Here is a 24,494-nt window from a genome sequence, read left to right as displayed (position 1 = left end):
TAATAAATATTGTTATATTAGTATTAATATTTTTTAACTGATCTAAATTTACGGTATTAAATATTTCTTTGCACTTAACTACCCTGAAACCCTGATACTTTCGTTCTAAAATTAGAAAATTTTAGTTATGAAAATACGTTCAAATCTCCAAAGGTGAGATTTAAATCATTATTAATAACTTACGAGCTTTTTAAAGAATATCTAATCATTTGCTCATAAAATTAATATTTCTCCCTATTTGTAACAGCACTCTGTAAAATTTCATAATTGAAGATTACACCTAGGCAGTGTTTTTCTAATTGCCCCGCAATCTCAGGTATTTTTAAATAAGCAGCTAAAGCTAAAAATATTTGTAAAGTTTCAGATGTGGTTTGCCAGATCTTGTCAAGAGACTTAGCTCTAACCGTTTGTATATTATGTAATCTATCAAACAGCTTAATTAGTAATAAATCATCCTTCTTTTGTATATATAATATCTTAACCATTTCTACGGCACTAATCTTATGATCTTTTTTAATTCTAGTTAAATCTTCAACATAACTTGCTATCTTATCACTAAATGCTTCTGCTATCATTTCTTGCGTACATTCTGTATCCTCAATAACATCATGTAATATAGCGGTAACAATAATATCAGTTTTAAATATGTAATCAGATACCATATAGGCGACTTCTAAAGAATGAGTATAAAATAATTCTCCAGTTCTGCGTTTTTGTCCATTGTGATATTTTTTGGCATAGTAAATAGCCTTAGTAACTTGATTAAAATCTATCTTATTTGTTGTATATTTATCTAGTAGTAAAAGTTTTTGTAATAATCTTTTACTATAATAACAATTTAAAGACTCCTCGTATTTACAATTAACTTGATTTTTAACCATATTACGCCATTCTTTACTCATCCCTTTAGTTTAGTTAACTAAACTAATAATAGTCAAGATATTTTTACTACAGCATGGTTACCAGGACTATAGTTTTATAGATAGTTAAGTGAAGTCTTGTAAATTTTATTTTACAAGACTTTACGTTATTTAGTAATTATTGATGATATATAGGTAATTTTACTGGTATATTACATGTAATAGTAGTACCCTTACCTTCTTCGCTTTCTACCTCAATATCTCCATGCATTTCATTGATAAGTCTTTTAACAAAACTAAGTCCTAATTTTAATCCTTTATACCCAGTTACAGAATCAAATTCGCTATTCTGATCTCTAATATATCGCTGTATTTCTTCAGACATGCCAATACCTGTATCATGGATAATAAGTTGTAGCACCATCTCTTTATTATCTTCAGCTATAGTAGTAGGAAATAGATTGATTGTCACAATAACTTTGCCTGCTTCAGTAAATTTAACTGCATTAGCTACTAATTGTTCTAATATTGCTCCTATCCAGTAACTATCGCCAATAATAATCTTTGCTATGTCGTACTGAAAATTACAAAAAAGATCTAAACCTTTATCCTTAGTTTCTGGTATAATTTTATTAACAGTATCATTTACTAATTGCTCTAGATCGAAAGCTTGTAGATCTATGGGAACTAATTTGGTATCTTGTTGTAAAAAACTCACTAGATTATGAGAATAATCTAATAGTCCCTTAGCACAATCTATGACAATATTAGATAAGGAGTTCTTCTTATTAGGATCTTTTTCTACTCCATAAAGTGTAAGTAGCTCAGAGAGTATTTCATTACATGATATATCTAATTTATTATTAATATTTTTAATTAAATCTATCTTAAATATATTAGATTCTTTTAGTTCATGCTTTGCCTTTTGTAATTTTTGCTCTAATTCTTGATGCTGAGCTGTAAAATTATATTCTTGATCAGATGGCATTAATGTGACAGATATAGGAGATAATTGCAATATCCAAGCTTGCTGCACCATATTTTTAAATTTATTATTATCTTTTGGTTGATTTTGATTATTAATTGTCATAGCATTTCCTTGCTGTTAAAGTTAAGAAAACAGCTCAGAGGTTAAGGTGATAAAATTTTGTAGTTTTTAGTTTAACCTCTGAACAAGAACTACACCATATAGCCCTCAACAAGGACAGATATCACCACAATTCTCTGAAGTACAGAGGATTTAAGAGCTTTTTTGACAGATCTTTATACAATTGGGCAAACAGCTGCACAAATGAGACAGTGCTAAATTACTATTGTTTGTTTGCTCAACTTTTTATCTATGACATATAAATCAACAGTAGCATTAATTATGCTACAAAAAACACCAAAATTCCTTGTAATACAGCATTTTGCTGGCATTTAAGCCTATTTTATACTATAATTTAGTATAAATATTTTATAATAATTTCATGTCAGTAAATAACTCAAACAAGGTACAACCATTCTTACAATGGGTCGGAGGTAAAAGAAAAATTACCGATCAATTAATTAAGTTTCTTCCGTCCACACTAAATAATTACTATGAACCATTCCTTGGTGGTGGGGCTTGATTTTTTCAAGTTAGAGATAAATTTAAACATTGCTTCCTATCTGATATTAATCTCGAGCTAGTAACATCCTATAACGCAGTTAAGAAGAATCCAGATAAGGTCAGTAAACTATTAGACTCTCATAAAGAAAAATACTCTAAAGAACATTATTATCAAGTTAGAAGTAACAATGACAGTAACGACCCGGCGAAGATTACTGCAAGATTTATCTATCTTAATAGATATTCATTTAAAGGTATTTACCGGATTAACATTGATGGAAAACCAGCTCAAACTTTCTCTGGTAGGAATTATAGTAAATCTGATATTGCCTTTAGATTAAAACAGTGCAGTCAGCTTTTAGCTGGCACATACATTTATGCGATGGATTTTTCTTTTATTGAACCGCAAAAAAATGATTTTGTTTATTTTGATCCTCCTTATCATAAATCAGGTGAGAAGTTTTATACCAGATTACCCTTTGATGAAAATGAGCAAACGAGACTTAAAGATTTTGCTGCAGAACTTAATGATAAAAATGTTAAAATAATGGTTTCTAATAGTGACACTTCCTTTATTAGAAACTTATACAAAAATTTTAATATTAGTACTATTAAGGTTAAATATTCCATGCCCGAGCACAATAAAATATCTGATGAAGTAGTTATTACAAATTATCAATTACCACAATAGCTTAGTTATATTCAAACTTGATTAATTCAAAGCAATAATCTTGCGTCTTAAAAGCTTCTTCTAGATCTTGCATATGACGATTCCTAACATAGTAATCATTAAAAGCCGTTGTGGATTTAAGGATTACCTTTTTATTGACTATATCTTCCTCTACAACTACTAATTTAGTTAATACAGCAAAATCAATATATTTGTTATAACGTTCAATGAGGAATTTCCTTACTTTATACCATATTGAATCAGGATTTAATTGTTTGCTTAGCTGCAATAGATAATCTTGTTTTTCATCTTCAGTATTATTCTGCTTCGCTTCAAGCTCAGCAAATGGTATGATTTTCAACTTCTCAATACTACTGCCATAGATCATTTGTACTTGCTGTAGTATTTTATCTTGTGCATTTTCTGAAAGCGTAATATTTTTAAGCAGTTTTATTTGATAGCTATTACCTACTACCCCAATAAATAAGCAGGAGCTTAGTAATTTATAAGCTGAATCAGGATCAAAACTACCAACAATTTTACGTTTTAGCTGAGCTTGCAAGCTAGTATCAAGGCTACTTTCTATCTTATCTAGGTATTGCTCTTTAGCGTTGTTTAAGTCGCTAGATTTAAACTGAAATGTAGCATTATTAGCTTTGTAGTTTCACGTAACTCATGAGCTAAAGCTTTAGCCATATAGTTCAGTAGGACTTTCTTATGACCAAAATGGTGATTGGAATATTCTCCTGCAAGCTTTAAGAGCAATTTATTGATAAAATCTAGGTTAAATTCTCTCTTTGATTTTACTTGTAGTAAATCACCATCTTCTTGGCTTAATGGATAAAAATCTGCTAATTTTTTTCTTTTGAACCAGCCCTTATTCTTTACGATTCCTACTGCTGAATTGTTATTAGCTGATGATATTTGATCACATCTTGCCTTATCAACCTCATCAAGAATTGTTTGCAGTGCTTGATTTACCTGTAGTGGACCTGTGATAAAATTAACCTCAGATTTTCTTACATTTTCACTCTCTTGATGATTATTTGCTGATTGTTTTGTTGTAGATAGAAAATCTTGTTTAAGATTTTGCTGTGGTGAATGTTGTGATAATTGCCTATTTTGATCAATTTCATTTTCATTTTTTTCATTTTGAAAAATTATAGATTCGCTAGATCTAGATTTATTAGATATATCTTTATTATTATCTATATATATGTACTGGTCCAAACTTTTTTGGGTTGAGGCAAAATTTCTTTGGGTTTGACCCCAAAGTTTTTTGGAGTTGAGGCAAAATTTTTTTCATTTTCGTGAGGAATGTTGCCAGAAGCAGGTTGGAAGTTTTTAATAAGCCTAATACAAGGAGTATTGCGGCATTTAATACCATATTTACTAATAGTTGCTTTATAAAACTTAATGAAGCCACTCTTTTCTAATTCAATTAGGCACTGTCTGATACGTTCTTGACAAACTCCCAAATGTTCTTCAAAGAAATGATAGGTTTCCTGAAGTTCGTCTATACTGTTGTTATAGCATATTTGCAAGCGAAAGACTATTAAAGATAGTAGATGTCTTGAGGTTTTACTTAAAATTTTACCATTATGAGATGAGAGATTACTCCATTCAGGAGGGATAAAATTGCCAACAAAATTTTAGAAGATAGTGGGATTTTTATCACTCTCATTATGGATTACACAATCAGGAGTGAAATGTGAGCAGCATATAGTGTGCATAAGACCTCAACTTAAACATCAGGTTTAATCGAGGTAGTAAGAGGATTAAAGCACTATTTTAAAAATGTGAAGAGCATATAAGCAGCATATGAATTATGTAAAGGAATGTGAGAATTGAGAAAATCCTGATAGGAAGTGGTGGAGTCAGGGGGATTCGAACCCCCGACCTTTTGAATGCCATTCAAACACTCTACCAACTGAGCTATGACCCCAATATAGTCAATTGATTTGGACTCGCCTGCATCGTCATTCGTCGTTCTCCTATTAGTTAGGTTTAACTCCTCGCTTCTGGCGTGCAAATCCCACTGACTTGACTATAACAAATTAATTCTCTTATACTATAATAATAAAACTAAATCTATAAAATTTAATCTTTATTTTGCTAACAATGCCATAGCATCTCTGGAAGACAGTATATTATCTACTAATCCAAATTTTTTTGCTTCTTCCGGTGACATGAAATTATCACGTTCCATACTTTTTTCGATATGTTTTAACTCTTGTTCAGTATGTTTACTATACAATTCGTTAAGTAACCTTTTGATTTTTAGGGTTTCTTGAGCGTGGATTTCTATATCGGTAGCTTGCCCTTTATAACCTCCTGATGGTTGATGGATCATAATACGACTGTGAGGTAAACTATAACGCATCCCCTTCTCGCCCCGCACAGTAAAAGTGAACCCATAGAACAAGCTTGACCTATGCATAATGTAGCCACTTTAGGTTTTATATATTGCATTGTGTCATAAATTGCAAGACCTGCGGTTACAACTCCTCCGGGGGAATTGATATACATATATATATCTTTTTTAGGATTTTCTGCTTCAAGAAACAATAATTGTGCAACAATTAAGTTTGCCATATGATCTTCAACAGTACTACATACAAAGATTATACGTTCTTTTAGCAATCTTGAATATATATCATAAGCACGTTCACCGCGTGATGTTGGTTCAATTACTATCGGTACATACGACATTAATATTTTCTCCTGAAATTTATTAATTAAATAGTTTTTCGTCATTACGAGGAGGTTATTTTAATAACCGACGTGGCAATCTCATGAAGTAGCATAGAACTCCTGATATTGCTTCGTTGAAACTTACAGTTTCTCCTCGCAATGACTTATAATAGATTATTACTTCTTATCTTCTAAAGCATTAGCAAGTATATCTCCCATATTGGTAGTATTATCACTAGAACCATATTCTTTGAGAGCTTTTTGACGTTCTGCTATTTTATGAGCTTTTACCGATAATAAAATTCTACCGGTTGATTTCTCGATAGAAACAACTTTGGCTTCTATTTCTTTGTCTATTTGAAACATTTCAGGCTTCTGCTCGTCTTTTTCATCCGATAGTTCAGTTCTTTTAATAAAACCTGCTACTTTATCGTTTAATAATACTTCGAGTCCCTCATCTTTAACTTCTGTTATAAGGGCTTTAACTATGGTGCCTTTTTTATATTCATCACTGATTTCTTGATATGGATTCGGCGACAATTGTTTTATACCTAAACTAACTTGTTCTTTTTCAATATTAATGGCTAGAACTTTGCATTCTATTTCGTCACCTTTTTTGTATGATTTTAATAGATCCGTTCCTTTATCTTCCCAGCTAATATCACCTTCATGAATCATGCCGTCCATATTATTACCGAGTGCAACAAAAATACCGAAATCCGTAATATTTCTAATAGGTGCTTTAATTATAGTACCGACAGGATTATTTTCAGCGAACTTTGTTAAAGGATTTTCTTGGCATTGTTTAATACTTAAAGAAACACGATGCTTTTCAGTATCGACCTCTAAAACTACGAAGTCTACTTCTTGCCCTATAGTTAGCGTTTTTCTAGGATTTTGATTAGATTTTAACCAACTAATTTCGCTTGAATGAACAAGTCCCTCAAGCCCGTCTTTTAATTCTATAAATACGCCGTAATCAGCAAAATTTGTAACTTTACCGGTCATTTGTTTACCGACGGGGAATTCTTCTTTAATTGCTTCCCATGGGTTAGAATCAAGTTGTTTTATACCGAGTGATATTCTTTTTGTTTTTTCATCAAACTTAATAACCATTACTTTAACCTTTTGGTTAAAGTCTAACACTTCTGAAGGATGGTTAACTCTTCCCCAAGAAATATCGGTTAAATGTAATAAACCGTCAACACTTCCAAGATCGATAAACGCACCGTAATCAGTAATATTTTTTACGGTTCCTTCTAATACCATGCCTTCTTTAATTTTAGATAGCATCTCATCTCTAGCTTCGGAACGTGATTCTTCTAAAATAGCTCTTCTTGAAACTACTATATTACCAAGCTTTTTATCCATACTTAAAATTTTAAACGGTTGCTTGATATTCATTATAGAAGTAGGATCTTTAATAGGTCTAACGTCAACTTGGCTTCCCGGTAAGAATGCTACTACACCGGATAAATCCACGGTAAAGCCTCCTTTTACACGACCGAAAATCGTACCGTCGACAAATTCGCCCTTGGAACACATGATTTCTAGTTGTCCCCATAATTCTTCTTTAACTGCTTTTTCACGGCTCAATATTGTTCTGCCGTTACGTCCTTCAATTTTCTCGATGAAAACTTCGACTACGTCCCCAACTTCAGGTAAAGCTAAAAATTCAGACTTAGGTATTCTACCTTCATTTTTTAATCCAACGTCAACAATAATTATATCGTTTTTTATTTCGATTACTTGACCTTTAACTACCGTTTTTTCTTTTATATGACTTGTATCAACGGTTTCAAGCATTTTAGAGAAATCTTCCGCAAATTCGTGATTCATTGCTGCAAGTTGTGGAACAAATCGTTGTTTTAGTTTTATTGACATATTCTTCTCGTAGTATTAGCTAAAGTGCCTAGGCTAATAAAATTTTTTTGAAAGGTTAATAAAATTGGATGCTCTTGCATGGCTAGCATGTCATTCCCGCGTAGGCGGGAATTCAGTAACTAAAAGGTAAAAACACACTGAATTTTTAATATTAAAAGCTCAATTTCGCTTTTTCTGGATTCCCGCCTACGCGGGAATGACATACTAGCCATGCAATAACGCCATACAATCGAATAAAATAACCTAGCACTTTTTCAAGTTATTTTATTCTTTATATAATTTGTTACTTCTTCTACGACTTCCATAGCCGAAAGCTTTGAAGTATCGATAATTAAAGCATCTGAAGCCGGTAATAACGGTGCAGCTTTTCGCTCTTTATCTCTTTTATCTCGCAAAATTATTTGCCGTAAAATCTCATCGAGTATACATGTTTTTCCTTTTGCTTGCAACTGCTTATATCGTCTTTCAGCCCTAATTTGAGGATTTGCGGTTATAAAAATCTTTAAATCGGCGTCAGGTGCAACAACGGTGCCTATATCCCTACCCTCCATAATCATTCTAGGTGTTGTTTTTACTAGATTAATCAGGTATTTGTTTAGATTATTTCTAATTTCACTTATTACGGCAATTTGCGATGCTATATTTCCTATATTCTCATTCTCTAAGTCAAAATTATTGTCGAGTTTTAATTCTTTAGATAAAGCAATTACCGCATCTATATCAGTGACATCTATTTTTTGACTAATACAGTCAAATGCAAGCTGCCTATAAACAATACTTGACTGAAAATATTTAAGAGAAAATTTCTTGGCCAGTATTAAACCGATAGTCCCTTTACCTGAAGCAGCAGGACCGTCAAGAGAAATAGTGAAATTTTGAGAAATATCAAAGGCTTTAGTTTTTAAATCCACCATAAAATTATAGACTAAATAATAAAATATTATAAATAATGGAAATAAAGCTTGAAATCTAGTACATTAATGAATTTTTTAAAAAAACAAGGGTTAAAAACTACATATAGATTTAGTAGTACACCCTATGATGGGGTAATCAACAAATTAATTTTTTGATTTACAGCTTTAGCGTATTTTTGAAGGCTTAAGAAATTAGGAGTATGATGTCCGCTTTCCATTCTTGCTATTTGCGCTTGAGAATTAGACATTTTTTAGCAACATCCGCCTGAGTCATATTAGATGCAAGACGAACCTTTATTAAAGTGCTTGCTATCTCAAATTCCATTTTTCGTTCTTCATAAGCTTTTTTTACTTCGGGGTTTGATAATAACTCTTTTTTAAATTCATCAAAGTTTTTCATTAAAACCTTCCTTTAATCTTAAGTTTTAGTTATTGAAATAGCTGTTTTAGGAGTTTTTTCTGTTTTTTTAATAAATGTATGCAATATAACTATTTTTTATCAATATAATCTTTTTAACATATAACTTGAACTAATCAATTGACACTTATCTTAATTGTAAATATTATAAGCTTCATAATTCAATAAAGCCAAAACTACATAAAGATTAAAAAAATTATCAGGGTGATTAGCTCAGTTGGTTAGAGCATTACGTTGACATCGTAAAGGTCGGTGGTTCGAGTCCACTATCACTCACCATTCTCCATTTTTCGGTATTGCTACAAAGGTATCAAACGGTGAACGCAGCATAAAGTAGAGGCTTTTCAGTGTTCAAAGAAGGTTAGAGAATATCAATTAGATAGGATAAAATTTATAAACCTTCGGTAGGGCAAATCTCCAAATGGTGACCGTTAATAAATACTTCAGCTTCTTTAGGGTTGGTCTCATAATCAAAATTTATTAATAACTCGTGTCTTGTGTTTTCATAAATTTTATCCGTTAATATACGTTTACCGGTGTTAATTTTTATTGCAACAGCATTCTCCTTCAAAAATTTAACTCCATTTATTCCATATGGATGATGTATTATTCCTTTCTCCATAGCTTTCTCAAACTGTGGCAGTAAAGAATCAACAGCTTTCTTTATTTTTTCATCAATAATACTATAACAATCTTGACCTTTATATTTACCTATATTAAGTAGCTTCAGTATTTTTAATATACCCTTTCTCTGGAATATTCCATGAAGTGATATAATGAGTAATTTTATGACTTAATATATGAAGCTGTTGTTTTTTTTTAAGCTGATAATACTGATGAATTTTTTTGCATCATATTGCTTAAATAATTGATCTAAATCCTCTGCGTCATTAACCTCTCCAAAATCATTTGTAAAAATTTCTTCTTGTTTTTCCTTACTTAATTGGTTTGCATGTTCCTTAGCTTTATTTATGTCATTATTAAGTAAAGCAGCATTTATTCCAATTTCTAAAGTTTCTTCATTTTGAGGGGCATCTTCTAAAACTTTCTCTACATTTTGTAAAACGTTTTGAGAATTTTTAGAAACAAATTCTTTTGCATCTTCTGCCATTAGCGAGATGCTGGCAGCATTAAGGACTTCTGTTAGTTCTTCTTTTTTTAATGTATTTGTGCATTATAAATTATAGAATTTGGATCAGGAAAAGCTGCTAAAGTAGATAAATTTAAACTTTTATAAATAGCAATATCGTTGTTAGGAATGTTATTTAATATATTACGTGCTATATCCAATTGTTGTGTATAAATGGCAACCGAAAGTACAAGTAACTCATCAGTATGATTGACATCAGTTTTTTAAATTATTGTATTTAAATCCTTTGCTAAACGTATTTTTTGTGCAATTTTTCTCTCATCTTTCATCTCTCATCTGAAAGAGCATTATATTTAGCAGTATATTTATAAAGCGCAAAACTTTGAACGTGATAAGGTAATAAATTTTTAGAATTCATTGTCTCTAATTTTTCATTGGTGATATTATTTAAGTCTCGACCTAATTTTAGTAAAGCTTTAAGGCTACCTTCAGGCATCTTATTTAGTAAATTTTCTATATTTTTTGAATCAGAGTGATAACCATAGATAGTACATAAATTATATATGATTTCTTCCTCTTCAGGTAACCTATCTATTGCACTATTATAATATTTTATAGCAAGTTCTAACTGACCAGTTTTATAATAAACAACCCCCTAAGTTATACTGACACCAACCTATATATCGTTGGCATTTACTTGATCATCTATAGTGATATTGCTAAGTGCTGCCTTAAGCAATTTTTTAGCTTCATCTAAGTGATTATTATTAATTAATATGGTAGAGAGCGTATATGTAATATTGTAATAATGCCTTATATGAGGCGTTAAATCTTTAATAATTTTATCTCCATACTCTCCATGATATAAAATGATTGACTAACTCAAATAAAGTATTGGTATAAGCTTTATGAATTTGAAATTCGTATTGGGAATATATTAAATTTAAATCTATATTTGCTTTTGACAATATATCTATAAATAATTTTTCTGCTACTTCCACATGGTTATTCATTATACTGCAATGTATAGCAGTGATCATCCCTTGAAGTTGAAGAAAAATATTTATAAAATTAATAGTTTTGGGTTCTTTATTTATAATAGGAGTACTATAAGTTTTGGGGCTTATAAAAATGCTAATTTCTTTATTCGCTTTTAATGCAACATGATATTTGCTTAAGGCTTCTTTCAGTACTTTATGTTCTTGAATATTTTTATATTCATAATTATCAAATAAAGTTTTTAGTGTATTAAGTTTTAGACTTGTTACTTGTGGAATACCCAATTTTGTTGTTGTTTTGCTATCTAAAGAGTGTAAAAGAGTTGTTGCTATTTCTGCACTAGCATCTATAGAACTTTTTACATTTTTTAATGGTTCTATTCATTCCCCCGCTACAATTAAAGCCTTTTGTGATTTAAACTCTATTATTTTATTGTATGACAATGCTATAGGATTAAATTTTGAGACTGCTGAAGATTTAGGATTTTTTATCATAATAAATACTTATTAATAAATAGGCATATATTATAAAGTAAACCCACTATTTTGTAAAGAAAATACTAACTTTTTAATTAAAGTTAATAACTTGAAGCATTTCTATTGGTATTTCACCCCTACTATTTTAACTCTTAATAAACACCAATTCGTTATCGTATGAGTGTTTAGTACTAAAGGCATAACCTAAATATGAGAAATTCTTAAGTAGCTCAGGTGAGTCAATTAGGTTGTTAGCAATAACCTTGACCATCGCCCCTCGAGCTTTTTTAGCATTTATACCGATTGTTGATAATTTACCGTTCCTATTTTCTTTAAAATGAACGTTAACTAATTGATATTTAAGTTTATTTGGGTTTATTACAGATGAATATTCTTGTGATGCTAGGTTGAGTAAATATTTATTTTCCTGTTTAGCAAGAATTTTATTAATATAATTAGTGACTTCATCTTGCCAAAAGTTTGTTAAATTTATTTCATTTAATTTTGTTGCCATTTCTAATCTATACGGCTTAATAGTATCTAGCGGTTTTAAGACTCCGTAAAGTCCTGATATAATAAGCAAATGTGATTGCAAGAAATTTAATGCATGATTAGTTAATTTTTCTATATGTATATTATTAAAAACATCTCCTGCATAAGCAAAAATAGCCGCTTTACTCTCTTGATTATCAAAATCCTTAAATCTTTCTTTATTTATATGTGCAAGTTTTGCACTTATATTCATTATTTTCGATAATTGATTCTCAGAATAGCTTTGGAGTGTAGAAAGTAGTTTATTAGTTAACGTAAGGAACATTGGAATCGTTAGCTCCGTCTTGGGAGCTAACTTCTCGAAATTTAGAGTTTTAGCAGAAGAAATAATAGCAAGCATTTCTATCTAGCCGGAGTACTCGGAAGAGATGAAGTAGTGCTAGCGATATTTCTGTTAGTACTATCGATTGTTTGCATGATTGCATAGCTTGGATCACCGTCAAGCTCTACTACTTCTTTGGGTTTCGTAGTTTTTGGACCGGTACAGCCAATTAAAGCTATAGAAGCAAATAAAATTATTAAATACCTTATCATAAATACCCTGTTTTAATTTTACACTTAAGATAGCTGCCTATTATTATAATGTCAAGTGAGAGGAAAATTTTATTACCCTACCCTATAACCTTTCAGTAATAGTCTAAAGATTCTTCATAATATTTTAAATCTAATTCTGTATAATTTAAATTAGGTTCATCTTTGCTTCTTTCTATTTCGGGTTCAGGTTTAAGCTTATCATAATTTTTTCTAGTTTTTAAATAATATTCTAAAGTTGCTTCATATGCCCATCTAGGTAGAGGGTGATTATCAGATTCTTTTTCTCAATATATCATTATTGATGATGTTTTTTCCTTTAAAGATTCATTACATAATTCTTCAACAATAGGATAATATTCTTTCTTATTCAGATACTAAAGGCATGATTGTTGGTGTACTATCATTTAAGTAATTATATAATGCTTCAAAAAAAGAATCATATTTCCCATTCCCTATAATATCGTGATATATAATAGAGTCTATATTAAGTGCTTGAATAATCAGCTTCCCATCTATCGATAATATTTTTTTGAAGAGTTCTAAATCTTCAGTATGAAGAGCCATGGAAATTTATTCCTTAAATAAATTTTTAGGCATTCTGTAATAAACCGTATTATAGAATTTTTCGCTTTCAGGAAATTTGCGTTTGCGGATAGAGAAATTACCGAAATTTCTGATTTCGATACGCTTTTGTTTTTTAAGAGATTCGTTTAAATAATCTAAAATTAAATCTACTGAATCTTTAACATCTTCTTTAGAAAGATAACTCAGCTTATCATTTATTTTATCTATTAAATAATTCTTAGTAATCATTATTAAAAAATCGCTTTGATTCCGTTAAAACTATTTTTAAAAAAACTAGGTGCTATACTATCAAAATCTTCAAGTATTATGTCCATTAATTTTGGTTTTGGTTTTAATTGATAATCTTTAACTAGTAGATTAACATTAATTTTCTGAACTTCCTGTAACCATTTTAATGCAGTATCTTCCGAGCCTATAGCATCCACAAGCTTTAACTTTAAAGCCTGACGACCTGAATATACTCGTCCGTCTGCGAGCTTTTTTACTTCTTCTATAGGAAGATTACGCCTCTCTGAAACAAGTTCAAGGAAGAAATTATAAGTATCTTCTATATTGTCCATAATGGCTACCCGCACTGCTTCCGTCAGTTTTTCGGTAGGATTTGGGACAGCTTTTAATTCACCCGATTTGAAATTATTAAACTTAATCCCCAATTTTTGAGCAAGCTCTGTTACCTCGGCTGTTTGTAGTATTACACCGATTGAACCCGTAATAGTTCCGTTATGGCTGATAATATAATCACCTCCAAGAGAGATTAAATAACCGCCGCTTGCAGCCATTGTTCCCATAACTATCACTACCGGCTTTTTTGCGGATATTTTACGCAGAATATTATAAATTTTTTCAGCGCCGACTACCGTACCGCCGGGAGAATTTACTTTAACTATTAACGCTTTAATATGAGAATCATCGATTATTTTTTTGAGTTTTTTGTCACGCTTTTCGTCTTCAAGAATTATTTCGTCTATTAATACGGAAGCTATATAGTCTTCATTACTATTAATAGGTAACACCTCTTTTGGAGCAAAATCTTTACCGACTAGTAAGAATACGATCGCAATTAAAATAATAGCTGTTAGCTTCCAAATTAACAAACGAGATTTTATTTGTCTTCTTTCAATTAAATAATCAGGTGTTATACTCATGATCTTATATACTTTTTTAGAATACTAAATGCAGACCTATACTGTGACAGGCGTGAGGAGCGAAGCCTATAATATAATAAGGTGAGGCCGACGCACAACGAAGCACAATATAGGTATTAATTGACTATAGACCGTTCTTAGGACGTTCAGGACTCTTCATCATCTCAAAAAACTCACCGTTAGTTTTAGTATTTTCAAGTTTTTTGAGTAAAAATTCTATTGCTTCACTGCTACCCATTGGATCGATAATACGACGAAGAACCCACATTTTATTTAATATTATTTTATCTACTAATAAATCTTCTTTTCTAGTTCCTGATCTAGTTATATCAATAGCCGGATAAATACGCTTATCGGCAATCTTACGATCTAGAACTATCTCGGAATTACCTGTACCTTTAAACTCCTCAAAAATTACTTCATCCATACGAGAACCGGTTTCAATTAAAGCCGTACCGATTATAGTAAGCGAACCGCCGTTTTCAATATTTCTTGCTGCTCCGAAAAATCTTTTAGGTCTCTGAAGAGCATTAGCATCAACACCGCCCGTTAATACTTTACCTGATGACGGCACTACGGTATTATAAGCACGAGCTAAACGTGTTATCGCATCTACTAAAATTACCACATCTTTTTTATGTTCTACTAAACGCTTTGCTTTTTTGATAACCATTTCTGCAAGCTGCACGTGCCTACTTGCCGGTTCATCGAAAGTAGAGCTAACAACCTCCCCACGCACGGAACGTTGCATATCGGTTACTTCTTCAGGTCTTTCGTCTATTAACAGTACTATTAAAAATACTTCCGGATTATTGGTTGTAATTGCATGTGCTATATTTTGTAATAATACAGTTTTACCTGTACGAGGCGGTGCTACTATTAATGCACGTTGTCCTTTACCCATAGGGGCAACAAGTTCAATAACCCGTGTACTAAAATCCTTACTATCTTTACTATTATTTTCAAGTTCTAATCCTAATTTTTCATCAGGATATAAGGGGGTTAAATTATCAAAATGAACACGATGATAAGCTTTAGAAGGGTCTTCAAAATTTACTCTATTGACCTTCAGTAAAGCAAAATAACGTTCTCCGGCTTTTGGAGCTCTGATCTGACCTTCTACAGTATCACCGGTACGCAGACCAAAGCGACGAATCTGACTAGGAGAAATATAAATATCATCAGGGCCTGCTAAGTAGTTTACTTCCGGCGAACGTAAAAAACCAAATCCGTCAGGTAGTACTTCAAGTACCCCCTCTCCCACTATTAAAACTCCCTGCTCTACGGATTTTTTCAAAATTGCAAAAACTAATTCTTGTTTAAGTAATGAATTAATATTTTCAATTTTTAATTCTTCTGCTTGAGCTTGTAGTTCCTCCGGTAATTTACGTTTTAATTGTTTTAAATTAATAATATTACCGTTCTCTGCAAAATTATTATAATTGTTATTGGATTCGGTATTGTTAAGTTCTGCTGTGGATTCTTTATTAGTTGTGTTCATTATTTTATTATTAATAGATTATAATTGAAAAGTTGAGTTAGCAATCAAGTTTAAAGGTAAGTAATATACTTATTTAAGTTAGGAATCAAATTAGATTTTTAGAAAGTTTTATTTATTCTTGCGGTTTAAAGAATTATTTATCTTGTTAGCTTATAAGAGCTGGCTATGTATGTAAAAGCATACTAACAACGTTAATAGCACATTGTCAACCCAAATCGTCATTGCGAGCAGGTAATCGGTAAATGGTCATTGCGAGAAAATTACGAAGCAATCTTGGGAGTTTATTATTATTGCATGAGATTGCTGCACAGCTTACGGCTGCGTAGCTCATGACGACCCTGGTAACCTCTTCTCGCAATGACGGATGAATCAATCCACGTAACTCTAGCAATCCTTTGATTTTAACAATAACACATTTGTATTAAGTAATGGCATGCATACGTTTTTAACTTCATTTAATAAGGCCTCATTGCGTATTTCTTGGTTTAATTCGTTGCGTACCGCATCAAATATTTCTCTTAAACTTTTCTCTTCTACCATATATTTAAAAATATATTTAGTGCTTCTAAATATCGACATTGAGATATTAACATTATTTAATATCCCATTATTAATAGTAAAATTAATAGCATTATTTACTGCTGAAGGATTAGATTCCAAATGCTCATAAATTTGTTTAGCAAAATTGGTAATATTATGGAAGTACGGTATATTATCAAGGTCATCAAGAGAGGCTACACTATCTTTTTGATTTGATACGTAAAATGAATGTTTAGTAATATTACCGGTAAGTATTTCGGAAATTGCTTCTCTAGTTACTTTATCCATCTTTTTAACTTTTTGTAGAAGTGAAAAATCTTTTATATAATTTTCCGGTCTTAATAAAATTTTCTCTAAAGGATCAAGATAATCAACAAAATTTAAGCTTGCTTTTTCTACGAATTCATATAACTCAGGAACGGAATAGGCTCTATCCTGTTTGTTCAGGAACATATCATAAACTCCGACGTCACCGAAATTTTGGTAATCTGAAAATAACTCCCAACCTCTTTTATACCAGTTAGTAGCAGGCAAATTATCTAGAATTAGCTTCCCGTTCATCACTTCTTCGATACGGCTTTTAGTATCTTTATTTATCATTTTCATTAAATCCTGAATTTGATAAACACCGGTACGTCCGTATTTAGCATATACCATTAAACCCATACCGCCGGTCGGCTTTAAAGAATCTTTTAGATTTTTTAAACCTTCATCAGGATTTGCTAAATGATGAAGCACGCCGGTACAATTTATATAATCGAATTTTCCAAGTTTTAGATTAGGTATATTTAATATTGAATCATTAATCCATTTAATATTTTTAAGACCTCGTACTTCTGCACGTTTTTGTGCTACTTCCATGCTAGGCTTGCTGAAATCTAGATATATTATTTCGGCATTTTTATCTTTTAACTGCTCGGCAAGATAAATAGTCGAATCACCGGTGCCGCCGCCTGCTATTAAGCATCTAAAATTATTATTAAAATTTTCTTTTCCTTGATATAGAAAATGGTTTAATTCTCCTAAGAACTCACCGCATGTTGCAAGTAAATATTCTTTTTCTTGATTTGGGTCTCTGAAAGGATAAGGATAATCTTGATAATGCTCTTGTACTTCTGCTAAGTCTTTAGAAATTGTAGTATTTTTTGTTTTCTTTAAATTTCTCATAAATTATTATTGTTTATTTTAAGTTGTTATTATATATACTTAGTCTATCTACTCTTTTAGAAGTATATCTTTTATAATTAATTGAATAGTATAATTATCTTGCCAATTATTAGTTTTTAACGTTCCTATTGCGGCAATATTTTTTGCTTTAGGGCTTAATAAAACATCTTCAAATGCAGTTCCTACCGAATTAAAAGCAATAGCAGATAAGGCTTTATTACCAAAGCCTCGCTTATTTGGAACAAGCATACATTTAATATGCTTACTTCCAACGATATCCGCTTTTAATACAAATAAATCATCAAATTTAAATATAGGCTCATGATTTCCTTGACCGAAAGGCTCTAAAGTGTTTAATTCCTCCATTAAAGGAAATTCACACTATTAACCGTTAAATCAATATCATATTCCGCATGCTTATAATTTTCTAGTTTAGTTATACTAATTCTAAAAGCATTATTAAAAAAATTCTGCAATTCTTGTAATTTTTCAGCCGTTACGGTAAAACCTGCCGCCATAGCATGACCTCCGCCTGCTATTAGCAAATCTTTGCTTTTAGCATTGATAATTTCAGCACCAAAATCAATACCTAAAATAGAACGGCATGAAGCTTTACCAATCCCGTCATTTAAAGCTATAACTGCCACCGGCTTATCAAATTTTTCTTTTAATTTGCCTGCAACGATTCCTATAACGCCTGGATGCCATCCTTCTTTTACGATAAATAATAAACTACTATCTTGTTGTGTCAAAGCAATTTCCATCGCTTCTTCTATCATTAATAACTCAATTACTTTACGCTCATTATTGTGTTTTTCAAGTTCTTTAGCTAATTTATTTGCTTCATTAGAACAACTAGTAGATAGGAGATGAGCACCTAAACTTGACTTTCCTACTCTACCGCCTGCATTGATACGCGGACCTAGAATAAACCCTAAATGATAACATTTTGGTATTTCATGAAGCCCTGCCATATCATATAATGTTTTAATCCCTATATTTTGCCTTTGTTGCATTACTTTCAATCCGTTTGCAACAAATGCACGATTTAAGCCTGTTAATTTCATCATATCGCAAACAGTACCAAGAGCCACTAAATCTAGATACTGCATTAGATTAGGCTGAAGCATTGTTTGCGTGAAATAATTTTGCTTCTTTAAATTCGATAATATTGCAGTTGCAAATAAGAAAGCAACTCCTACGGCTGCCAAATGTTTATATTCGCTTTTTTCATCAATACGATTTGGATTTACTATAGCTACTGCATCCGGTAATATTTCCGTAGCTATATGATGATCGATTACTATAACATCAAGGTTAACGTCTTTTGCGTATTTTAGGGCTTCATGTGCCATAGCACCGCAATCAACCGTAATTAATAATTCTGTACCGTTATCTTTAATTTTTTGTATAGCAAAAGGAGTTGGACCGTATCCTTCAGCTATACGATCAGGAACATAAATATCACATAGTATATTTAAATCTCTAAAAATATTTTTAAGTAAAGCGGCTGAAGTAGCACCGTCTACATCATAATCGGCAAAGATACATATTTTTTGGTTATTTAAAATAGCTGTAACAGTTCTATCTACAGCCTTTTCCATATCAAGTAGATGAAAAGGATCAGGTAATAAATTTTTGATTTTCGGTCTCAAGAAATTTTCTACTTCCTCTAGATTATTTACTCTTAATGATACTATCCTAGCAAGTAAATCACTAATTTTGAAACTACGACATAACTCGGTGACTATATCTTCGTTAATCAGTTTCTGCTGCCAGATTTTACCGTTTATAGATGCTTGTGGTTTCATTTGTTTATTAGGCTGTATTTTTGCTGTATATCGTCATTGTGAGTAGGCATTGTTGCGTGGATCAATTTCACCTCTGTTCACCCCGTGGCTTGACCACGGGGTCCATAAAAATAATAAAAAATACTAATAATGTTAGTATTTTTAACTGGATCCCGTGGTCAAGCCACGGGGTGAACAGAGGTGAAATTGATCCACGCAACAATGCCTACTCACAATGACGATATACACTTATATCTCCAAAAGTTTTTTAGCTTCATCATCTGCAATTAAAGCTTCAACAAACTCATCTAATTGTCCGTTTTTAACTACTTCGTCTATCTTATAAAGTGTTAAGTTTATTCTATGGTCGGATACTCTTCCCTGTGGGAAATTATAAGTACGTATCCGTTCCGAACGATCTCCCGAACCTACCTGCCCTCTTCTGCTATCGGCTCTTTCTTGTTCCTTTTTACGTCGTTCTTCTTCATAAATTCTAGCACGTAGAATTTTTAACGCCTTTGCTTTATTTTTATGCTGTGACTTCTCATCTTGCAAGGCTACGGTAATACCGGTAGGGATATGAGTTATACGTACGGCAGAATCAGTAGTATTAACGTGCTGTCCACCAGCCCCTGAAGCTCTATAAGTATCGATTCTTAAGTCTTTATCTTCAATTTTAATATCAACCTCTTCAGCCTCAGGAAGTACTGCAACCGTTGCTGCCGAAGTATGAATACGTCCTTGTGATTCCGTTTCCGGTACTCTCTGTACTCTATGAACGCCTGACTCAAATTTGAGCTTAGAGAATACATCTTTGCCTTTTATTGACGCCGATGCTTCTTTATAACCGCCTATTCCCGTATCGGAAATTGCTAATATCTCAAAACGCCATCCTTTTAACTCAGCATATCTTTGATACATATTAAAAAGTACGGCAGCAAAAAGTGCCGCTTCTTCTCCGCCGCTTCCTGCTCTAACTTCAATAATAGCACTTTTACTATCCGCATCATCTTTTGGTAATAAAGCAATTTTTACGGCTCTTTCAAGTTTTGGTAACGAGTTTTCAAGAGTGTATATTTCGTCTTCAATCATTTCTAAAGTGGCATTATCAAGTCCCACTTCTAGCTTAAAATTATTTGCTTCTTCAAGCTCAGATTTAGCCTTATTATATTCTTTAATTTTGCTACAACATCTTCAAGTTCTGCATATTCTTTAGATGCCTTAACAAACTCGTCTCCCATAATGCCGGAAGATAGTTTGTTGCCTAAATTTTCGTATTTGTCTAAAATTTTTGCTAAATTATCTGAAAAACGCATGTTATTTTATTGTGATTTGTTTATGGGTGAGATTTCAACGTTATTGCGAGAAGCAACTGAAAGCTGCGATGAAGCAATCTCAGGATATTTGACGAGATTGTCACGCAGCCTATGGCTGCTCGTAATGACGACTTATATCAACATCAAAACGGGACTCTCTATAAACTTTTTAAATGCTGCCAAGAACTCAGCACCGACTGCTCCGTCTACTACTCGGTGATCGGCAGAAAGAGTTACGTCCATAATTGTTGCTATAGTTATTTGATCATTCTTGACTATAGCACGTTTTGCACTAGCTCCGACGCCCATTATACAACTTTGTGGTGGGTTAATTATAGCATTGAAATTCTTAATACCGTACATACCGAGGTTAGAAATGGTAAACCCTCCGCCCTGAAATTCTTCAGGGGTTAATTTATTATCTTTTGCTTTCTTTATTAATGCTTTCATTTCACGAGATAGTTCTAGAATGTTTTTTTGATTGGCATTTTTAACTATCGGTGTAACAAGCCCGTTCTCAATCGCTACCGCTACTGAAATATCGACATTATTGTAATATCTAATTGCATCTTCTCCCCAGCTAGCATTGGCATTTGGCACTTCTTGTAAAGCTTTGGCTACTGCTAAAATAATAAAATCATTAACCGATATCCTTGTTGATTTATCTTCAGAAAAAAATTTATTAATGTCTTCTCTTATATCTAACAATTTATCGACATTACATTCTATAGATAAATAAAAATGTGGAACTGTTTGTTTAGATTCAAGCAGACGCTTGGCTATAATCTTGCGGATATTATTATTTGGTACTAAACGATATTCTTCAGGATTTCTGCTAACTATTTTATTATGAGCAGTGCTAGGAGTATATGATAAGATATCTTGTTTGACTATTCTACCGTGCGGACCGCTACCTTTCACGCTCTCAAATCTAATATTTCTCATTTTTGCAAGTCTTTTTGCAAGCGGTGAGGCGAATATTTTACTAGCATCATGTTTTATAACTGTTACCTGTTCTTCTACATTAGCTATATTCTCGTGGGGTTTCGGAAGATTAGCATCTGTTTTCGGTGACGGTGATACACTATTATTTTTTGCAATAAACGCATTAATGTCTGTTTTTTCTTCTCCCTCTTCACTTAACACGGCAATTAAAGAGTTAACAGGTACATTTTGACTATTTTGTGGGATAACTATTTTGGCAAGTATACCTTCGTCTACTGCTTCTACTTCCATCGTTGCTTTATCGGTTTCAATTTCAGCAATTACTTCTCCAGGATTAACTTTGTCCCCTTCTTTTTTTAACCACCTAGCTAGATTTCCTTCCGTCATAGTTGGAGATAAAGCAGGCATTAAAATTTTAATCGGCATATTTGACTTTTTATTGTTGTTATTACATGTCATTGCGAGGAGAGGCCAAGCCTCGACGCGGCAACCTCATAAAACAGTAAAATTCCTGAGATTGCCACACTCTCTACGTTCGCGCGCAATGACGATTTGAGTAGCTATTGCACCTTAATATCAGGGCTAACGATCATTATCATCTGTTTACCTTCCATTTTAGCATGCTGATCGATTTTAACGAGTCCTTCGAGCCCTACTTCTATACGTTTAAATAGTTCTTGACCGACCTCTTTATGAAGAATCTCTCGTCCCTTAAACCATAAAGAAATTTTTACTTTATCTCCGTCTTTTAAAAATTCTTTTATTTTTCTTAACTTAGTTTCAAAATCACCTATACTAATATTAGGTTTAAATTTCATTTCTTTAAGTACGACGATTTTTTGTTTTTTGCGTGCTTCATGCAAACGTTTTTTGCTTTCGTACTTAAACTTACCAAAATCTAGAATTTTACAGACAGGGGGTACAGCATTCGGTGATATCTCGACTAAGTCAAGACCGGCTCTTTCCGCCATATCTAATGCTTCTCTAATATTTACGACGCCGTGCATTTCGCCGTTTTCGCCTACTAAACGCACTTCTCTAGATCTGATTTCTCTATTAGCCTTAGGAAAATTATTTTTAGAAATAAAATGTCTCCGTATTATGTTTATAAATAAATATATATTGCATTTAACTTATTTTATTTAAAATTACAAGTAAATAAAATATTTTATCTTTAATTTTATTTAGAAAGTTTTAAAAAAAATTGAAACTACAAGGCAAATTCCAAATGTTAATAAACAGATGCGTGTTAATTTAGCGACTCTTGCCTGTATTTTCAAGTTTTTTAGGTCTATAGCATGCCTATGAGCTTGCTCTTGTTGTGCCATATGCATTAATTCCTGTAAAGTACCGGGATAAATACTCTCATACTCACTGATTAAATCAATTGGCGGTAATATATGTTCAAATTTTTTACGGTAAAAATTATTATCAGGTTCGTTTACACTAAAAGTCTTAGCATAACCTTTATTTAATCTATTATTTTTGTAAAAAAAACGTTTAGTCTCTTTCATATCCCTGTTTTATTTTTTGAAATGTATATAATATATTACTTTCAACTATTTTAAAATAATCAATTAATTGCGTTTCTTTTTTTTGCTGTTGTTTGGAGCTTTTCATATTTATTATATTCTGTAGCTCTGCATATACTAGTTTTATAAAACTTTGTTTCATTGATTATACTAAATTTATAAAATTTGTTTTTGGTATTAGCGGTTCGTCCCTAAAATTTATAGCATTATTAAATTTATTGCAACAGGTTATAAAATTTTTATCACATCCGGCAGTAATTTTTACTTCCTCGGCATCTTTAACATAATCCGGTATAATATCCTCTAATATAATCAAATCACCGAAATTGCTTAGAACTTTAATGTTAAAATGATTTTGCTGAATATAATTTGACCGCCGTTATAATAGCCGTTTTCCTCAAAAATACCTTCAATGATTATATGGTTTTGTGCGGAATCGTTAAATTCTGCTTCTTTTAAATCTAAACTGGAATTCGGTAAAAAACTCTCTCTTCACTTTTTATAGCATGATCGCTATTTGTTGAGTTTAATTCCTCACCGCTAGCTCGCTTAATTTGAAAACAATAAACAAAATTCGTAAGCTTTGTAATTACCTCTTCAATCGCAATACTCATATAATCACCTCCACTAACTCTATGTTGTATAACGCTATAGAACCGTCATTACAATAAGAATATTCAAAACTATCTATACTCAATCTAACTGCTACGTCAAAAGTAAAATCAGTAGTTAAAATTACATCTTGACCTAAGGGACTTGGTAAGGTCACTATACCATCGTTGTAATCTACAATGCCCATAGTTCTTACATTATTAATGTATAGAATGACACTATTATTAACCGGTTTAGTGATAACTCGTTCGTAAGGAGCAATAGGATCGCCATATATCTTCCTTAGCTGAAATTTATTTAAATTACCGTCCCCTTTAGCAATAACTTTGTTAATTCCTCTATAATCTGCATAATTCCTAAATCTCAAAGCAAAATTACTTCCACATCTTGCTTTAAAAAAGCTATTAAATTGCTCAAATTCCGTACTGCTTAACCTTGCATTTTTAAATATTTCTGACTCGTTAATTGCGAAAGGATCTTCACTATTTTGCTGTTGACATATTTCAATAGTTTTTACGTGAGTAACAACACTTGGTTTGAGAAATTTTTCATTAATATTTACTGACAATAAGGAGGTATTTATACATTCATGCTTAAGTTCTCTTCCGACTAAGACCATAATATCTCTAAATTGTGTTATATTTATATTTTGAAGTTCATAATTAGGCATTTTTTATTA

Annotated in this window: 24 protein-coding genes, 2 tRNA genes and 5 pseudogenes; 3 read left to right on the top strand and 28 right to left on the bottom strand. The window is 31.9% G+C overall.

Going from position 1 to position 24,494, the window contains the following annotated elements; translation table 11 throughout:
* Positions 1-221: 221 nt before the first annotated feature.
* Together ACSFFC_RS06290 and ACSFFC_RS06285 are read right to left on the bottom strand one after the other, a co-directional pair.
* A complete protein-coding gene (locus ACSFFC_RS06290; RefSeq protein WP_014410748.1) occupies positions 222-902 on the bottom strand; it encodes an HD domain-containing protein in 681 nt (226 codons plus the stop codon).
* A 136-nt stretch (positions 903-1,038) separates the two neighbouring features.
* Positions 1,039-1,950, bottom strand: a complete 912-nt coding sequence (locus ACSFFC_RS06285) for a sensor histidine kinase (protein ID WP_014410747.1) — start codon at positions 1,948-1,950, stop codon at positions 1,039-1,041.
* A 379-nt stretch (positions 1,951-2,329) separates the two neighbouring features.
* Between ACSFFC_RS06285 and ACSFFC_RS06280 the strand changes: the two are divergent.
* A pseudogene (locus ACSFFC_RS06280) lies at positions 2,330-3,142 on the top strand (DNA adenine methylase).
* A gap of 1 nt (position 3,143) precedes the next feature.
* On the opposite strand, the pseudogene ACSFFC_RS06275 reads toward ACSFFC_RS06280, so the two are convergent.
* The 6 genes and pseudogenes from ACSFFC_RS06275 to ACSFFC_RS06250 all read right to left on the bottom strand — a co-directional run bounded on the left by ACSFFC_RS06275 (position 3,144) and on the right by ACSFFC_RS06250 (position 9,013).
* Positions 3,144-4,854 (bottom strand): annotated as a pseudogene (locus ACSFFC_RS06275) (hypothetical protein).
* 136 nt (positions 4,855-4,990) lie between these two features.
* Positions 4,991-5,066: transfer RNA gene (locus ACSFFC_RS06270), tRNA-Ala, on the bottom strand.
* A gap of 162 nt (positions 5,067-5,228) precedes the next feature.
* Positions 5,229-5,833, bottom strand: a pseudogene (gene clpP, locus ACSFFC_RS06265) (ATP-dependent Clp endopeptidase proteolytic subunit ClpP).
* 159 nt (positions 5,834-5,992) lie between these two features.
* Positions 5,993-7,699, bottom strand: coding sequence for a 30S ribosomal protein S1 (locus tag ACSFFC_RS06260; protein ID WP_012719758.1), 1,707 nt, complete (start codon positions 7,697-7,699; stop codon positions 5,993-5,995).
* A 254-nt stretch (positions 7,700-7,953) separates the two neighbouring features.
* Positions 7,954-8,613 carry a (d)CMP kinase gene (cmk, locus tag ACSFFC_RS06255; protein WP_012719757.1) on the bottom strand — a complete coding sequence of 220 codons (660 nt, stop codon included), beginning with the start codon at positions 8,611-8,613 and terminating at the stop codon, positions 7,954-7,956.
* Between the two features lie 223 nt (positions 8,614-8,836).
* Entirely contained in the window at positions 8,837-9,013 is a 177-nt protein-coding gene (locus tag ACSFFC_RS06250; RefSeq protein ID WP_004998366.1) for a hypothetical protein, read from the bottom strand.
* A 220-nt stretch (positions 9,014-9,233) separates the two neighbouring features.
* Here ACSFFC_RS06250 and ACSFFC_RS06245 point away from each other — a divergent pair.
* A tRNA-Val gene (locus tag ACSFFC_RS06245) sits at positions 9,234-9,310 on the top strand.
* Between the two features lie 112 nt (positions 9,311-9,422).
* Here ACSFFC_RS06245 and ACSFFC_RS06240 read toward each other — a convergent pair.
* The 5 genes from ACSFFC_RS06240 to ACSFFC_RS06220 all read right to left on the bottom strand — a co-directional run bounded on the left by ACSFFC_RS06240 (position 9,423) and on the right by ACSFFC_RS06220 (position 11,404).
* A complete protein-coding gene (locus tag ACSFFC_RS06240; protein ID WP_231282922.1) occupies positions 9,423-9,602 on the bottom strand; it encodes a hypothetical protein in 180 nt (59 codons plus the stop codon).
* Positions 9,603-9,824: 222 nt separating this feature from the next.
* Positions 9,825-10,142 carry a hypothetical protein gene (locus ACSFFC_RS06235; RefSeq protein ID WP_041472213.1) on the bottom strand — a complete coding sequence of 106 codons (318 nt, stop codon included), beginning with the start codon at positions 10,140-10,142 and terminating at the stop codon, positions 9,825-9,827.
* 47 nt (positions 10,143-10,189) lie between these two features.
* Positions 10,190-10,321, bottom strand: coding sequence for a hypothetical protein (locus ACSFFC_RS06230; RefSeq protein WP_016830817.1), 132 nt, complete (start codon positions 10,319-10,321; stop codon positions 10,190-10,192).
* Positions 10,322-10,446: 125 nt separating this feature from the next.
* Positions 10,447-10,617, bottom strand: coding sequence for a hypothetical protein (locus ACSFFC_RS06225; RefSeq protein WP_016728275.1), 171 nt, complete (start codon positions 10,615-10,617; stop codon positions 10,447-10,449).
* Positions 10,618-10,963: 346 nt separating this feature from the next.
* Positions 10,964-11,404 carry a hypothetical protein gene (locus ACSFFC_RS06220; RefSeq protein ID WP_081497778.1) on the bottom strand — a complete coding sequence of 147 codons (441 nt, stop codon included), beginning with the start codon at positions 11,402-11,404 and terminating at the stop codon, positions 10,964-10,966.
* Positions 11,405-11,417: 13 nt separating this feature from the next.
* Between ACSFFC_RS06220 and ACSFFC_RS06215 the strand changes: the two genes are divergently transcribed.
* Positions 11,418-11,630: a hypothetical protein gene (locus tag ACSFFC_RS06215; RefSeq protein WP_041472212.1), complete on the top strand. Its 213-nt coding sequence runs from the start codon at positions 11,418-11,420 to the stop codon at positions 11,628-11,630.
* 111 nt (positions 11,631-11,741) lie between these two features.
* On the opposite strand, the gene ACSFFC_RS06210 is transcribed toward ACSFFC_RS06215, so the two are convergent.
* The 15 genes and pseudogenes from ACSFFC_RS06210 to ACSFFC_RS06140 all read right to left on the bottom strand — a co-directional run bounded on the left by ACSFFC_RS06210 (position 11,742) and on the right by ACSFFC_RS06140 (position 24,485).
* A complete protein-coding gene (locus ACSFFC_RS06210) occupies positions 11,742-12,488 on the bottom strand; it encodes a YaaA family protein (RefSeq protein WP_014410744.1) in 747 nt (248 codons plus the stop codon).
* A 2-nt stretch (positions 12,489-12,490) separates the two neighbouring features.
* Positions 12,491-12,682 carry a hypothetical protein gene (locus ACSFFC_RS06205; RefSeq protein WP_004998377.1) on the bottom strand — a complete coding sequence of 64 codons (192 nt, stop codon included), beginning with the start codon at positions 12,680-12,682 and terminating at the stop codon, positions 12,491-12,493.
* Between the two features lie 363 nt (positions 12,683-13,045).
* Entirely contained in the window at positions 13,046-13,246 is a 201-nt protein-coding gene (locus tag ACSFFC_RS06200) for a hypothetical protein (protein WP_014410743.1), read from the bottom strand.
* A 6-nt stretch (positions 13,247-13,252) separates the two neighbouring features.
* Positions 13,253-13,495, bottom strand: a complete 243-nt coding sequence (locus tag ACSFFC_RS06195; protein ID WP_014410742.1) for an HU family DNA-binding protein — start codon at positions 13,493-13,495, stop codon at positions 13,253-13,255.
* Between the two features lie 2 nt (positions 13,496-13,497).
* Positions 13,498-14,412, bottom strand: a complete 915-nt coding sequence (sppA, locus tag ACSFFC_RS06190) for a signal peptide peptidase SppA (RefSeq protein WP_014410741.1) — start codon at positions 14,410-14,412, stop codon at positions 13,498-13,500.
* A gap of 124 nt (positions 14,413-14,536) precedes the next feature.
* Positions 14,537-15,913, bottom strand: a complete 1,377-nt coding sequence (gene rho / locus ACSFFC_RS06185; RefSeq protein ID WP_004998383.1) for a transcription termination factor Rho — start codon at positions 15,911-15,913, stop codon at positions 14,537-14,539.
* Positions 15,914-16,297: 384 nt separating this feature from the next.
* Positions 16,298-17,620, bottom strand: a complete 1,323-nt coding sequence (locus ACSFFC_RS06180) for a class I SAM-dependent methyltransferase (RefSeq protein WP_004998384.1) — start codon at positions 17,618-17,620, stop codon at positions 16,298-16,300.
* 48 nt (positions 17,621-17,668) lie between these two features.
* Positions 17,669-19,431 (bottom strand): annotated as a pseudogene (recJ, locus tag ACSFFC_RS06175) (single-stranded-DNA-specific exonuclease RecJ).
* A gap of 228 nt (positions 19,432-19,659) precedes the next feature.
* A pseudogene (gene prfA / locus ACSFFC_RS06170) lies at positions 19,660-20,726 on the bottom strand (peptide chain release factor 1).
* A 132-nt stretch (positions 20,727-20,858) separates the two neighbouring features.
* Complete coding sequence (locus ACSFFC_RS06165) at positions 20,859-22,097, bottom strand: pyruvate dehydrogenase complex dihydrolipoamide acetyltransferase (protein WP_014410739.1); 1,239 nt, start codon at positions 22,095-22,097, stop codon at positions 20,859-20,861.
* Between the two features lie 134 nt (positions 22,098-22,231).
* Positions 22,232-22,705: a translation initiation factor IF-3 gene (gene infC, locus ACSFFC_RS06160; protein WP_004995610.1), complete on the bottom strand. Its 474-nt coding sequence runs from the start codon at positions 22,703-22,705 to the stop codon at positions 22,232-22,234.
* A 150-nt stretch (positions 22,706-22,855) separates the two neighbouring features.
* Entirely contained in the window at positions 22,856-23,185 is a 330-nt protein-coding gene (locus ACSFFC_RS06155; RefSeq protein ID WP_014410738.1) for a DUF2335 domain-containing protein, read from the bottom strand.
* Between the two features lie 163 nt (positions 23,186-23,348).
* A complete protein-coding gene (locus ACSFFC_RS06150) occupies positions 23,349-23,519 on the bottom strand; it encodes a phage BR0599 family protein (protein ID WP_014410737.1) in 171 nt (56 codons plus the stop codon).
* Positions 23,520-23,664: 145 nt separating this feature from the next.
* Entirely contained in the window at positions 23,665-23,817 is a 153-nt protein-coding gene (locus ACSFFC_RS06145) for a hypothetical protein (RefSeq protein ID WP_014410736.1), read from the bottom strand.
* Positions 23,814-24,485: a phage distal tail protein, Rcc01695 family gene (locus ACSFFC_RS06140; RefSeq protein ID WP_014410735.1), complete on the bottom strand. Its 672-nt coding sequence runs from the start codon at positions 24,483-24,485 to the stop codon at positions 23,814-23,816. The genes ACSFFC_RS06145 and ACSFFC_RS06140 overlap by 4 nt, the downstream gene beginning before the upstream one ends.
* Positions 24,486-24,494 lie beyond the last annotated feature (9 nt).

This window comes from Rickettsia parkeri, assembly GCF_051427245.1.
Taxonomy (GTDB): domain Bacteria; phylum Pseudomonadota; class Alphaproteobacteria; order Rickettsiales; family Rickettsiaceae; genus Rickettsia; species Rickettsia rickettsii.
This window is presented reverse-complemented; position numbering and strand designations above follow the sequence as displayed.

What these genes read in the sequence shown, in the direction of transcription:
- ACSFFC_RS06290 (WP_014410748.1), bottom strand. Translation starts at nt 902, where the DNA reads ATGAGTAAAGAATGGCGTAATATGGTTAAAAATCAAGTTAATTGTAAA.
- ACSFFC_RS06285 (WP_014410747.1), bottom strand. Translation starts at nt 1,950, where the DNA reads ATGACAATTAATAATCAAAATCAACCAAAAGATAATAATAAATTTAAA.
- ACSFFC_RS06260 (WP_012719758.1), bottom strand. Translation starts at nt 7,699, where the DNA reads ATGTCAATAAAACTAAAACAACGATTTGTTCCACAACTTGCAGCAATG.
- cmk (WP_012719757.1), bottom strand. Translation starts at nt 8,613, where the DNA reads ATGGTGGATTTAAAAACTAAAGCCTTTGATATTTCTCAAAATTTCACT.
- ACSFFC_RS06250 (WP_004998366.1), bottom strand. Translation starts at nt 9,013, where the DNA reads ATGAAAAACTTTGATGAATTTAAAAAAGAGTTATTATCAAACCCCGAA.
- ACSFFC_RS06235 (WP_041472213.1), bottom strand. Translation starts at nt 10,142, where the DNA reads ATGGCAGAAGATGCAAAAGAATTTGTTTCTAAAAATTCTCAAAACGTT.
- ACSFFC_RS06225 (WP_016728275.1), bottom strand. Translation starts at nt 10,617, where the DNA reads ATGCCTGAAGGTAGCCTTAAAGCTTTACTAAAATTAGGTCGAGACTTA.
- ACSFFC_RS06210 (WP_014410744.1), bottom strand. Translation starts at nt 12,488, where the DNA reads ATGCTTGCTATTATTTCTTCTGCTAAAACTCTAAATTTCGAGAAGTTA.
- ACSFFC_RS06205 (WP_004998377.1), bottom strand. Translation starts at nt 12,682, where the DNA reads ATGATAAGGTATTTAATAATTTTATTTGCTTCTATAGCTTTAATTGGC.
- ACSFFC_RS06200 (WP_014410743.1), bottom strand. Translation starts at nt 13,246, where the DNA reads ATGGCTCTTCATACTGAAGATTTAGAACTCTTCAAAAAAATATTATCG.
- ACSFFC_RS06195 (WP_014410742.1), bottom strand. Translation starts at nt 13,495, where the DNA reads ATGATTACTAAGAATTATTTAATAGATAAAATAAATGATAAGCTGAGT.
- sppA (WP_014410741.1), bottom strand. Translation starts at nt 14,412, where the DNA reads ATGAGTATAACACCTGATTATTTAATTGAAAGAAGACAAATAAAATCT.
- rho (WP_004998383.1), bottom strand. Translation starts at nt 15,913, where the DNA reads ATGAACACAACTAATAAAGAATCCACAGCAGAACTTAACAATACCGAA.
- ACSFFC_RS06180 (WP_004998384.1), bottom strand. Translation starts at nt 17,620, where the DNA reads ATGAGAAATTTAAAGAAAACAAAAAATACTACAATTTCTAAAGACTTA.
- ACSFFC_RS06165 (WP_014410739.1), bottom strand. Translation starts at nt 22,097, where the DNA reads ATGCCGATTAAAATTTTAATGCCTGCTTTATCTCCAACTATGACGGAA.
- ACSFFC_RS06155 (WP_014410738.1), bottom strand. Translation starts at nt 23,185, where the DNA reads ATGAAAGAGACTAAACGTTTTTTTTACAAAAATAATAGATTAAATAAA.
- ACSFFC_RS06145 (WP_014410736.1), bottom strand. Translation starts at nt 23,817, where the DNA reads ATGAGTATTGCGATTGAAGAGGTAATTACAAAGCTTACGAATTTTGTT.
- ACSFFC_RS06140 (WP_014410735.1), bottom strand. Translation starts at nt 24,485, where the DNA reads ATGCCTAATTATGAACTTCAAAATATAAATATAACACAATTTAGAGAT.